The sequence below is a fragment of the Streptomyces sp. NPDC045968 genome (genome assembly GCF_056430475.1).
The window spans coordinates 614,503-626,304 of the sequence record NZ_JBWKLF010000002.1 but is presented as its reverse complement, the minus strand read 5'-3'; the positions used below and the strand labels follow the sequence as shown (position 1 = coordinate 626,304).

The 11,802-nt window shown below is 70.8% G+C and carries 9 protein-coding genes; 6 read left to right on the top strand and 3 right to left on the bottom strand.

Features of this window, described 5'->3' with window-relative positions; genetic code table 11:
• Positions 1 to 23 precede the first annotated feature (23 nt).
• The 3 genes from AC07FA_RS08425 to AC07FA_RS08415 are packed head-to-tail and all read left to right on the top strand — an operon-like array spanning position 24 to position 2,622.
• Positions 24 to 554 (top strand): nuclear transport factor 2 family protein, encoded by a 531-nt coding sequence (locus tag AC07FA_RS08425; protein ID WP_479073992.1) that lies wholly within the window; start codon positions 24 to 26, stop codon positions 552 to 554.
• A gap of 41 nt (positions 555 to 595) precedes the next feature.
• On the top strand, positions 596 to 1,348 hold the full coding sequence (locus AC07FA_RS08420) for a hypothetical protein (RefSeq protein WP_479073991.1): 753 nt from the start codon (positions 596 to 598) through the stop codon (positions 1,346 to 1,348).
• A 20-nt stretch (positions 1,349 to 1,368) separates the two neighbouring features.
• A complete protein-coding gene (locus AC07FA_RS08415) occupies positions 1,369 to 2,622 on the top strand; it encodes a lytic transglycosylase domain-containing protein (RefSeq protein WP_479073990.1) in 1,254 nt (417 codons plus the stop codon).
• Here AC07FA_RS08415 and AC07FA_RS08410 read toward each other — a convergent pair.
• Positions 2,611 to 3,672: an ATP-dependent DNA ligase gene (locus tag AC07FA_RS08410; RefSeq protein ID WP_479073989.1), complete on the bottom strand. Its 1,062-nt coding sequence runs from the start codon at positions 3,670 to 3,672 to the stop codon at positions 2,611 to 2,613. The genes AC07FA_RS08415 and AC07FA_RS08410 overlap by 12 nt on opposite strands.
• A gap of 89 nt (positions 3,673 to 3,761) precedes the next feature.
• On the opposite strand from AC07FA_RS08410, the gene ligD reads away from it, so the two are divergent.
• Together ligD and AC07FA_RS08400 are read left to right on the top strand one after the other, a co-directional pair.
• Entirely contained in the window at positions 3,762 to 4,775 is a 1,014-nt protein-coding gene (gene ligD, locus AC07FA_RS08405; protein WP_479074261.1) for a non-homologous end-joining DNA ligase, read from the top strand.
• Positions 4,772 to 5,839: an ABC-2 transporter permease gene (locus AC07FA_RS08400; RefSeq protein WP_479073988.1), complete on the top strand. Its 1,068-nt coding sequence runs from the start codon at positions 4,772 to 4,774 to the stop codon at positions 5,837 to 5,839. Before ligD ends, AC07FA_RS08400 begins: the two co-directional genes overlap by 4 nt.
• Before the next feature lie 14 nt (positions 5,840 to 5,853).
• Here AC07FA_RS08400 and AC07FA_RS08395 read toward each other — a convergent pair whose 3' ends face one another.
• Both AC07FA_RS08395 and AC07FA_RS08390 read right to left on the bottom strand, forming a co-directional pair.
• A complete protein-coding gene (locus AC07FA_RS08395) occupies positions 5,854 to 8,085 on the bottom strand; it encodes an OmpL47-type beta-barrel domain-containing protein (protein WP_479073987.1) in 2,232 nt (743 codons plus the stop codon).
• The gene (locus tag AC07FA_RS08390) at positions 8,082 to 10,514 is read right to left on the bottom strand and encodes a ThuA domain-containing protein (RefSeq protein WP_479073986.1); all 2,433 of its coding nucleotides are present in this window, start codon (positions 10,512 to 10,514) and stop codon (positions 8,082 to 8,084) included. The genes AC07FA_RS08395 and AC07FA_RS08390 overlap by 4 nt, the downstream gene beginning before the upstream one ends.
• A 270-nt stretch (positions 10,515 to 10,784) precedes the next feature.
• On the opposite strand from AC07FA_RS08390, the gene AC07FA_RS08385 reads away from it, so the two are divergent.
• Complete coding sequence (locus AC07FA_RS08385; protein WP_479073984.1) at positions 10,785 to 11,795, top strand: multicopper oxidase domain-containing protein; 1,011 nt, start codon at positions 10,785 to 10,787, stop codon at positions 11,793 to 11,795.
• The last annotated feature ends 7 nt before the right edge of the window (positions 11,796 to 11,802 follow it).

The window sequence follows — 11,802 nt, the reverse complement described above, 5'->3', positions numbered from 1 at the left end:
CCGCAGGCAGGGGAGAGACAGCAATGGCACGGGTACGGACGACGCGCAATCCGCTGCTGGTGGCGGCGATCGTGCTGACGGTCGCGGCGGCGGGCGCGGCAGGCTGGGGCGGGGTGTCCCGGTACGACGCGGCCCACGACGACTCGGCGGCGTACGCGCAGGCCCGCGACGACGTGCTGGCCGCCGGCGAGCAGGCCGTGCAGAACATGAACACCCTGGACCACCAGAAGGTGGAGCAGGGTCTGGACAGCTGGGAGGACTCCACCACGGGCGATCTGCACCAGCAACTCGTCGAGGGCCGGGACGCGTTCGTGAAACAGATCGAGACGGCGAAGACGGTCAGCACGGCCAAGGTCCTGTCCGGGGCGGTGACCGAACTCGACGACCGGTCGGGCAAGGCAGCGGTGATGGTGGCGCTCCGGGTCACCGTGACCGCACCGAAGGGCGAGCCCGCGGTGAAGGAGAGCAGGATGCTCGGGCAGCTCACCCGGACGTCCGGGGGGTGGAAGCTCAGCGCACTCGGCCAGGCGCCCGTCGGCAACACGGCCGGCTGACGCGCCCGACTCCCCGCCCCGCCACCGAGAGGACCCCGGACATGTCGACGACACGTCATCTCGTCAACCGTCAGCGCCGCCTGGCCACCGCGGCCGCGGAACGCGCCGCCCCCGCGACCGCCACCGAGCCGAAGCCCAGCCCCGGACCGCCCGACGAGCCCGGCCGGCCGGCCGGGCCGAAGAGCCTGGACGACACCGGCCCCGAAGCCGGCCCCGAAGCCGGCACCGAGGCGGAGGACGAATCGCCACCGGAGACGCTCCCGAGGTGGTACGCACCCGCGTTCCGTGTCCGGCTGCCGGCCGTCCTGTGCACACTCACCGTGCTGCTCGGCGCCTTCGCCGCCTGGTCGTTCACCTCGGCCGACCGGCTGCGCGACGACCCGTCCCGGCAGAACACCGCGCTCACCGACATCGGCCGGACCAGTGAGGTGAAGGGCCAGATCACCGAGGCGGTCGGCGCCGTCTTCTCGTACAACTACGCCTCGCCCGCCAAGGCGCAGCAGGCCGCGAAGACCTACCTGGTCGGCAAGGCGATCGGCCAGCACGAGGAGATGCTCGCCGAGGTACGGGCGCAGGCGCCGAAGCAGAAGCTCGTCCTCACCACCACCGTCACGGAGAGCGGCGTGGAACTGCTCGACGGCGACCGCGCCCGGCTGCTCGTCTTCGCCGACCAGAGCAACACCCGTACGGGCAAGGCGGACGAGACCACGTACGCGGCGGCGATGTTCGCCGTGGACGCCGTACGCCGGGGCGACAGCTGGCGGATCTCCGCCATCGACACGTTCACACAGTGATCCGGGAGAGAGGAGCACGCATGAGGATCAACGGCACAATGCGCCGCGGACTCACCGGCACCGCCACCGCCGTGGCGGCGATGGCGGCGCTCACCGCGTCCCAGGCACCGGTCTTCGGAGGTCAGCCGCTGAACGGGAAGAACGCGGCGGCCCAGGACGACGTGGTCTGGACCGAGGTGCCCAACGACGACTCGTACCACACGGAGTTACCACCGCTGAGGACACCGGAGCCGCCCCGAGGCGGGGCGAAGCCCGGACCCGTGGACCTGGGGGCACGGGCCGCGGCGGGCATCCCCACGACGGTCCTGGCCGCCTACCGCAGGGCGGAGGGCGCGCTCGGGCGCAGCGACCCCGGCTGCAACCTGCCGTGGCACCTGCTCGCGGCGATCGGCAAGGTGGAGTCCGGGCAGGCACGCGGAGGCCGGGTCGGCTCGGACGGCACCACACTCGGCCGCATCCTCGGCCCGGTGCTCAACGGCGCGGGCTTCGCGAACATCAGCGACACCGACGGCGGAGCCTACGACGGCGACGCGCGGTACGACCGGGCCGTCGGGCCGATGCAGTTCATCCCCTCCACCTGGGCGCACTGGGGCAAGGACGGCAACAACGACGGGCGCCGCGACCCCAACAACATCTACGACGCCGCGCTCGCCGCGGGGCACTACCTCTGTGCCGGGACGCGGAATCTGAACCAGCGGGGTGATCTGGACCGGGCGATCCTCAGCTACAACCACTCGGAGACGTATCTGCGTACGGTGCTGTCCTGGCTGGAGTACTACCGCCAGGGCACCCACCCGGTCGCCGACGGCCAGGGCGTCATCCCCGAGAGCCCCGGCGCGGGCGGCACGTCCGAGCCCAAGGCGCCCGTCGGTGGTCCCGGCGGTCCCGCCGAGCCGGGAGGCAAAAGCCCCGGCAAGGGAGGCGGCGGCATCGTCATCGGGCCGCAGCCCACGACCCCGCCGCCGCTGCCCACACCCCCCGCCGCCGGCAGGCCGCCGAGCCCGAGCCCCGATCCGACGGAGACCGGCCCCACGGACCCGGGCCCCGGCCCCGACCCGACGGACACCGGATCGCCGAGCCCCGACCCCTCGCCCACGGATCCGACGCCACCGACCACCCCTCCGACGTCCCCGGACCCGGACCCGGGCACCAGTGCCCCGGGCTGCCCCACGGACCCCCCGTCCCCCGATCCGTCCGACACCACGTCTCCCGGGACCGGTACGGAGACGGAGGCACCGGACCCCTGCGCCGGCACGGCCGGGTCAGCCGCCTGACAGCACCTCGGACAGGTCGTACCGCACCACTTCCTCCAACTGCGCGTAGGTGCAGCCGGCAGGGGTGCGGTCCGGCCGCCACCGGCGGAACTGGGTGGTGTGCCGGAACCGGTCGCCCTCCATGTGGTCGTAGCCGACCTCCACGACCCGCTCCGGCCGCAGCGCCACCCACGACTGGTCCTTCTTTCCCGACCAGCGGCTCGGGGTGCCCGGCAGCCTGGCCCCCTCGTGCGCCGCGGCGTCCGCCCAGGCCGCCCACGGGTGGTCCTCGGCGCCGCCGCGCAGCGGCTCCAGCTCCTGCGCGAGCTCCGCGCGCCGCTGCATCGAGAAGGCGGCGCACGCCCCGACGTGCTGGAGGACGCCCCCGGAGTCGTACAGGCCCAGCAGCAGCGAGCCGACGACCGGGCCGCTCTTGTGGGCGCGGTAGCCCGCCACCACACAGTCGGCGGTCCGCTCGTGCTTGATCTTGTACATCGCGCGGGTGTCGGGCCGGTAGGGCGCATCGAGCGGTTTCGCCACGACACCGTCGAGCCCCGCGCCCTCGAAGTGCTCGAACCACTCCTGGGCGGTGGCCAGGTCCGTGGTGGCCGGAGCGAGATACACCGGCGCCGAGGCCCGGGCGAGCGCCGCCTCCAGCACCGCCCGCCGGTCCGCCAGACGGGTGGGGAGCAGCGACTCGTCGTTCACCGCGAGGACGTCGAAGGCCACGAAGGCCGCCGGGGTCTGCTCGGCCAGCATCCGCACCCGCGAGTCGGCCGGGTGGATGCGCTCGCTGAGCCGGTCGAAGTCGAGCCGCCCGTCGTGGATGACGACGATCTCCCCGTCGATCACGCAGCGGGGCGGCAGATTGTCCCGCAGCGCGACGAGCAGCTCGGGAAAGTAGCGGTTGAGCGGCTTGCCGGTCCGGCTGCCGATCACCACCTCGTCGCCGTCCCGGTACACGATCGCCCGGAAGCCGTCCCACTTGGCCTCGTACTGCATCCCGGGCGGGACCGTGGACACGGACTTGGCGAGCATCGGTTTCACGGGCGGCATCACCGGAAGGTCCATGCGCCCGATTGTTACCCATACCTCCCTGGACGTCTCCCGATATGCGGCAGAGGTGAGCCCGGCCTACGGTGGCCGACATGGGAGCAGCGGTGGAGCTGGACGCAGGAGGACGGCCGGTACGACTGTCCAACCCCGACAAGGTCTACTTTCCGGACAAGGGCTATACGAAGCGGGACGTGGCCGAGTACTTCCTCGCGGTGGGAGGCGGCATGACCCGCGCCCTGCGCGACCGGCCGACCACCCTTCAGCGCTTCGTGGACGGGGTCACGGGCGAGTTCTTCTACCAGAAACGTGCGCCGAAGAACCTCCCCGACTGGATCCCGACCGCACGGATCTCCTTCCCCAGCGGGCGGTTCGCCGACGAGATCTGCCCCACCGAGATCGCCGCCGTCCTCTGGGCGGCCAACCTCGGCACGCTCACCTTCCACCCCTGGCCGGTACGGAGCGCCGACACCGACCACCCCGACGAGCTGCGCATCGACCTCGACCCGCAGCCCGGCACGGACTACGCCGACGCGGTCACCGCCGCCCACGAACTGCGCTCCGTGCTGGACGAGCACGGACTGCGGGGCTGGCCCAAGACCTCCGGCGGCCGGGGTATCCATGTCTTCGTGCCGATCGAACCCCGCTGGACGTTCACCGAGGTCCGGCGCGCCACCATCGCCATCGGCCGGGACCTGGCACGGCGCATGCCGGACCGCGTCACCACCGCCTGGTGGAAGGAGGAGCGCGGCGAACGCATCTTCGTCGACTACAACCAGACGGCCCGTGACCGGACGATCGCCTCCGCCTACTCCGTACGCCCCTTCCCGCACGCCCCGGTCTCCGCACCGCTGCGCTGGGAGGAGATCGACGACGTCGAGCCGCGCGACTTCGACATCAGGACCATGCCCGCCCGGTACGCCGAACTGGGCGACCTCCACGCCGACATGGACGACCACGCCTTCAGCCTGGAGAAGGTGCTGGAACTCGCGGCGCGGGACGAGCGGGACCGGAGCCTGGGCGACATGCCCTACCCGCCGGAGTACCCCAAGATGCCCGGCGAACCGAAGCGCGTCCAGCCCAGCCGTGCCCGGCACGACGAGGACGGCGACGAGGCGTGAGCGCAGGGCACCGCGAACACGGCGCACACGGCCGGCCACCGACGCGCGGCGAGAAGTGGGAGGCGTACAAGAAGTCGCCCTATCTGCCCGCGAGCGTCCTGCTGTTCATCCTCGCCGCCGCTGCCGGGCTCTTCGCCGGGTCCTACACCTACACCATGGCCAACCCGACACCCCGCGCGATCCCGGCCGCGCTGGTCGGGCCCGCCGAGGCGCCGCGCACGAAGACGTTCGTCGACGGGATGGAGGAGGCGCTCGACGCCTCCCTGCGCCTGCGTCCGTACGCCACCCGGGCGAAGGCCCGGCAGGCGATGGAGGACCAGAAGGTCTTCGCGATCCTGCGCCCCGCGGGCGGCGGGGTCGCGCTCGACGTCGCCGGAGCGTCCGGCGCCTCCGTCGCGCAACTGCTCGCCGAGTCCGCGGTGAAGGTGAGCGACGGCGTGGGCGTCCCGGTCACGGTCACCGACGTGAAACCGCTCCAGAGGGGCGACCCGCGCGGACTCGCGCTGTTCTACATCTCGCTGGCCGCCGTCATCATCGGCTTCGTCGGAGCGATCCAGCTGAGCGTCCACGCACGCGCGCTCGTCCCCCTTGAACGGATCGCGTTCACCCTCGGCTACGCGCTCCTCGGCGCCTTCGCCATCGCCGCCGTCGTGGACTGGCTGCTCGGCGCGCTGGATCTGCCGTTCGTCGAGTCCTGGCTGATCCTGGCCCTCACGATGTTCGCCTCCGGCATGGTCTTCACCATGTTCAACACGATCATGGGGCGCTGGGCGATGCTCCCCACCTGGGGCCTCATGGTGCTGCTCGGCAACCCGTCCTCAGGAGGCGCCGTCTCCTGGCCGCTCCTGCCTTCGGCGCTCGGGCACATCGGGCGCTGGCTGCCGCCGGGCGCGTCCGTCAGCGCCCAGCACACGGCCGTCTACTACCAGGGGCACCAGTTCGTCCTTCCGTACCTGGTGCTCGGCGGCTGGGCCCTGGTGTCCTGCACGGTGTTCTGGGTGTGGCGCCACCGGCACCCAGGAGGCCGCGCCCACATGCCCGAGCACGCGGCCGCGGCCTCCTGAGGCGGTGTCGCGGGTTACAGCTCCTTGATACGGATGTCGCGGTACGAGACCACGTCCGTGGTGCCGTGGACCTGGAGCCCGACATAACCGGAGGCGAACCGCCGGCCGTCGGTGCCCGGGTCGTCGCCCCGCGGCGGCTCGAAGAGCTGACCGCCGCTGTTCTCGAACTCGTTGATCAGGACACCGTTGCGGTAGACCGAGTAGTGCTGGTCCACCACCCGGATCTCGTAGTCGTTCCAGGTGCCCTTGGGCGTGACCCCGGCGCCGCCGAGACCCACCCGGTCGAATCCGTACAGCGAGCCCGTCTTGTACATGTCGCCGTCCGGCCGGTCGTTGATCTGCACCTCATGGCCGTACTTGATGGCGACCCACTCCGGACGCGGCTCCTCCGGGTTGTCGTGGACGTACGGGAAGCGCACGAACACACCACTGTTGGCGTTGCCCGTGCCGGGCGCGTCGTCCCGCCACTGGAGCTTCAGGGAGAAGTCCCCGTACTGCCGGCCCGGGAACCAGAGCATGCCCATGCCCGGGACCGTCGTCGAGCTGGTGATGGTGCCGTCGGCGTTGAGCCCGAACCTGCCGCCGCCGACCTGCTCCCACTTGGCCAGCGACGCGGCCGTGCCGTCGAACAGCTTCCGGTAGCCGTCGACCTGGCCCGGCCTGCCGATACCGGACTGCTTCGCCGCCCGGTAGATCGTCCGGTGCTCGCGTGCGTCGATCACACCGTCGGACAGGAGCTTGTCCAGGACCGTGTCCACGTGCTTGAGGAACAGCGCGTGCGAGGACCAGTCCTTCTCGTCCTCGATCAGCTCGTTGATCGTGCACCGGTTGCGGGTGACACGGTTCGGGACGCCGCTGTCGACCGTGCCGACGATGACCGTCAGCCGCTCGTCGAACTCCGGGCAGTTCGGCGCCGGAACGCCGCCGCCCTCGGCGACCGTGAACGACACCTGTTTCGCTTCCGAGGTGTTGCCCGCCTTGTCCGTCGCCCGGTGGGCGAAGGTGTGGGAGCCGATCCGGTCGACGATCACCGGGGTGGTGTACGCGAGGTACGGGCCGCCGTCGAGGGAGTACTCGGTCTTGTCCACCCCGGAGCCCGCGTCGGTCGCCGTGACCGTCGCCTTCGCGCTGGTGATGAAGGCGCCGTCCGAGTTCTTCTCGCCGGTCAGCGCCACCGTCGTCTCCGGCGGCGTCCGGTCCTGCGAGGGCTGCTCGACGACGGTGAAGTCGACGGCCTTCTCCGCGGCCGCGTTGCCCGCCTTGTCGGTCGCCCGGTAGCGGACCTTGTGCGTGCCCACCTCATGGACCATCACCGGCGCGGTGTACGGCTGCCAGGCACCGTCCGCCCCGATCGCGTACTCGATGGTGTTGACGCCGGACCCGGTGTCGGACGCGGTCACGGTGACCGTGGCCATGCCGAGGTACGCGCCCTGGGCGTCCTTCTCGCCCGACACGGTCGCCGAGGTCTCCGGCGGGGTCTCGTCGTCCGTGGGCGGCGCGGCGACCTGGAAGTCGACGGCCTTCTCCGCGGCCGCGTTGCCCGCCTTGTCGGTGGCGCGGTAGCGGATCGTGTGACTGCCGACCTGGTTCACCACGACGGGCGTGGTGTACGGCTGCCAGGCGCCGTCCGCGCCGACCGCGTACTCGACGGTGTCGACGCCCGAACCGGCGTCGGTCGCCGCAACGCTGACTGCGGCCTGGCCGATGTACGCGCCGTCGGCGTTCTTGTCGCCGTCCACCTTCACCGAGGTCTCCGGCGCGGTGGTGTCCTCGCCGCCGCCCTCGGTCACGGTGAGAATGCCCTGCATCGACCCGTGGCCGGGAATGGTGCAGTGGTAGAAGTACCGACCGGGGCTCAGCGTGACCTGGACGCTGTGTCTGCCGCCCTCGCTGTCGCTCGGGTTGGCGAGGATGTTCAGCTGGACGTCGTTGTTGAACTCCGGGTCCGAGACGCTGAACGTCAGCGTGTGCGGCATGCCCGTCGTGTTGCCGGTCGCCGCGCTGTTCTCGAACACGATGGTCGCGGCGCCGGCCACCGCGGTCGTGGGCGCGGACAGATAGTGGTCGATGGGGTCACCGGCGGTCCAGGTGAGCACCTGGTCCGCTGCCGCCGCCTCCCGGTCGTCCTCCCGGCCGTACGCGGCCGTCGAGGTGAGCCCGAGGATCAGCAGGAAGGAGGCCAGCAGGGCCGGCCACAGCCGGGCGGGCCGGTATCGGAGCCGTGCGAAGAGGGGACGGTGTCTCACTGAACTTCCGCCTTCCTGGCCAGATCGGCGGCGGCCGGAGTCGGGCCCCCGCCCTTGTACGTCACGCGCCAGAGCGCGGACTTGGAGTCCGAGGTGAAGAAGCCCCGCCCGTAGTCCAGGACGTAGAGCGAGCCGTCCGGGGCGAACTTCCAGTCCATGAGGTTGCGGATGCCGTCGGCCCCGACCGGGATGATCTTCTTCAGGGACTCGGCGTGCGTGGGCAGCCCGCCCCGGCCGACCGTCTTCGGGTCGGTCAGTACCGCGTGCCGGGGCTGGTCGCCGTCGTAGAAGTCACCGACGAACCACTTGCCGTCCCAGTACGAGGGCCACTTGTCGGTGCTGGTGCTCGCCGCGTCGTACCGGTACACCGGGCCGTTCATCGTGGCCTGGCCGCCGCCCTTGAGCCACGGCAGGAGCTGCTTGCCCTCCTCCGCCTTGTAACTCGGGATGCCGTTGGCGTCGCGCGGGTAGTCGATGCCGCCGCCCTGCGGCGAGTACCAGATGGTGTTGGAGGTGACGGGCGGCAGTTTCACCAGGCCGTCGTTGTTCGGCGACTCGTTCCTGGGCGCGTCGCAGTCGTACCAGCCGAGCGGTACGGACGGGTCGGGCAGGCCGCGGTCCCGGTAGGGCTGCTTGTTGCCCATGCAGTACGGCCAGCCGTGGTTGCCCGCCTTGGTGATCGCGGCGAAGGTGTCGTACTTGGCGGGTCCCCAAGTCGTGCTCGGGGCGCCCGCGTCGGGGCCGACCCAGCCCGCGTACAGGGTGTCGGTCGCCGGGTCGACGGAGATCCTGGCCGGGTTGCGCACACCCATCACATAGATCTCACCGCGCGTCTTGCCACCGCCCTCGTCCGGCTCCTCGCCGGTGAAGAGATTGCCCTCGGGCAGGGTGTACGTGCCGTCGGCCTCGGGGTGGATGCGCAGGATCTTCCCGTTGAGGTTGTTGGTGTTGCCCGAGGTGCGCCGGGCGTCCGCGTACGACACGCCCTTGTAGTTCGGCGCCGGGTTGTTCCCCGAGTAACCACCGCTGGAACCGGAGGAGTTGTTGTCACCCGTCGCGATGTACAGGTTGCCCTTGGAGTCCCAGGCCATGCCGCCGCCCGCGTGGCAGCAGCTGTGGATCTGGACCGGCCAGTGGAGCAGCACCTTCTCGGAGGCCATGTCCAGCTTGCTCGTGGCCGGGTCGAAGGTGAAGCGGGAGACCTGACGCACCGCCATCCGCTTGTCGCGGTCGATCTTCGCGTGGGGGGTGTAGTGCAGATACACCCAGCCGTTCCTCGCGAAGTCCGGGTCGAGTTCGATGCCGAGAAGACCTTCCTCGACCTTGACCGTCTCGTCGCCGCCGCCCTTGTTGCCGAAGACGGTCAGTGCTCCCGCGAGGGTGACCTTCCCGGTCCCGGGGTCGTAGACGTGGATCTCGCCCTGGCCCTTGCCGATGTTCGGGTCGTTCCAGTCGATGACGACCGGCCGGCTGCTGTCGGCGCCGCCGCGGCCGATGTAGAAGACCCGGCCGTCGGGGGCGGTGACCAGGCCGTGCGGTTCGCCGATCTGGTCGTTCTGACCCGGCTGGTTGGGCCGGGTGACCCGCTCGGCCTGGTAGTTGCCGTTGATCGTGGCCTTGCAGTCGGCCTGCGAGATACGGGAGGTCCAGGCGAGGGCGCCGCGCAGATGCTCGCGGAAGTCCGTCTCCGCGAAGCTGTCGACGGTGCCGCCCATGCCCGTGTAGAAGGAGCGCCCGCCGTCGTAGTCGCGGCACCAGGAGACCGGGTGGTCCCAGCCGTTGGCGCTCGCGCCGGGCTTGTAGGTGCTCTCGCGGACGCGCGCCACGGTGTGCACGTCACCGGACGGATTCTTCGTCCAGTTCAGCCACTTGTCGGGCCGCTTCCACTCCAGCGGGAGATTCTTGGTCGCCGGGTGCTGCCGGTCACCGATCTCGACCGTCGCGCGCTGGGCGGTGGCCGGGCTGTCGGCGGCGGGCCGTGCTCCGACCAGTCCGGTGAACCAGTCCGAGTACGGCTCCGTGCGCGCCGCGTCATGGATGCCGAGGAACCCTCCGCCCGCCTCCATGTAGGACTCCAGACCCGCCTCCTGCTCCGGGTCGAGGACGTCGCCGCGGGTCAGGAAGACGACCGCGTTGTACCGGCCGAGCTGCCGCTCGTCGGTGAAGACACCGGCGTCGTCGGTGGCGACCGTTCTGAAGCGGCCGGCGGTCGGGCCGCTCAGCCCGATCTTCTCGATCGCCGCGATACCCGCGTCGACGGTCGGTGACTCCTCGCCCGCCGAGGCGTGGAAGACGAGCACCCTGACGTTGGCGCCGCCGGGCGGCGACGGAAGAGACAACGTTGTCGCCCGGTCCATCGGCTCCGGATAGGGTCCGGCGCTCGCGGCACCGCCCCCGAGCAGGGAGGCGGTCAGTGCGCCGGCCGCCACGGCCGCCGCGATACCTCGTCGTGATCTGGACCGGTGATGTGGTGTGCGCTGCATGTGGTCACCCACCCCTCTTTGGTCACTGCAACAGCGCATGAAGCTAGACCTCTTTTCGCGACTCGCCAATAGCTATGGCAGCAATGGCACGAACTTTGTCCTGGGTGTGGATAAACGGAGATCCCACGGCTACCGTATGGGCCGTCCAGGGGGCATCTCTGCCCCCATGCGTCTCCAAGAACCCGTCAGTCGCCTTTTCGCAGTGGGGAGTTCGACATGGACCGAAGGACCTTCAACCGGCGCATGCTGGCGGGCGGTGCGGCTGCCGCGGCGACGGGGGTGACATCGTTGTCGCTCGGTGCGGTCGAGGCCAGTTCGGCGGAGACCCCGCCCAGGACCGCCCCGGCGGGAGGCGAGGTGCGCAGGCTGAAGATGTACGCCGAGAAGATGCCGGACGGCTCGCTCGGGTACGGCTTCGAGAAGGGCAAGGCGTCGGTCCCCGGGCCGCTCATCGAGCTCAACGAGGGCGACACCCTGCACATCGAGTTCGAGAACACCACGGACGTCGACGCCAGCCTGCACGTCCACGGCGTCGACTACGACATCGCCAGCGACGGCACGCGGATGAACAAGAGCCATGTCGAACCGGGCGGCACCCGCACCTACACCTGGCGCACCCACGCCCCGGGCCGCCGGAAGGACGGCACCTGGCGGGCCGGCAGCGCCGGGTACTGGCACTACCACGACCACGTCGTCGGTACGGACCACGGCACCGGCGGCATCCGCAAGGGGCTGTACGGGCCCCTGGTCGTCCGGCGCAGGGGCGACATCCTCCCGGACAAGACGTTCACGATCGTCTTCAACGACATGACGATCAACAACAAGGCGGCGCACCAGAGTCCGAACTTCGAGGCCACGGTCGGCGACCGGGTCGAAGTCGTGATGATCACGCACGGCGAGTACTACCACACCTTCCACATCCACGGTCACCGCTGGGCGGACAACAGAACCGGGCTGCTCACCGGGCCCGACGACCCCAGCCGCGTGATCGACACGAAGATCTGCGGGCCCGCCGACTCCTTCGGCTTCCAGATCATCGCGGGCGAACAGGTGGGGGCCGGGGCCTGGATGTACCACTGCCACGTCCAGAGCCACTCCGACATGGGCATGGCGGGGCTGCTGCTGGTCGCCAAGCCGGACGGCACGGTCCCGGGCTACGAACCGCACCACGTGGCCGGGGCCGGGAAGGCCGCCGGAGCCGATGCGGGGGAGACGCACCAGCACTGATCCCCGG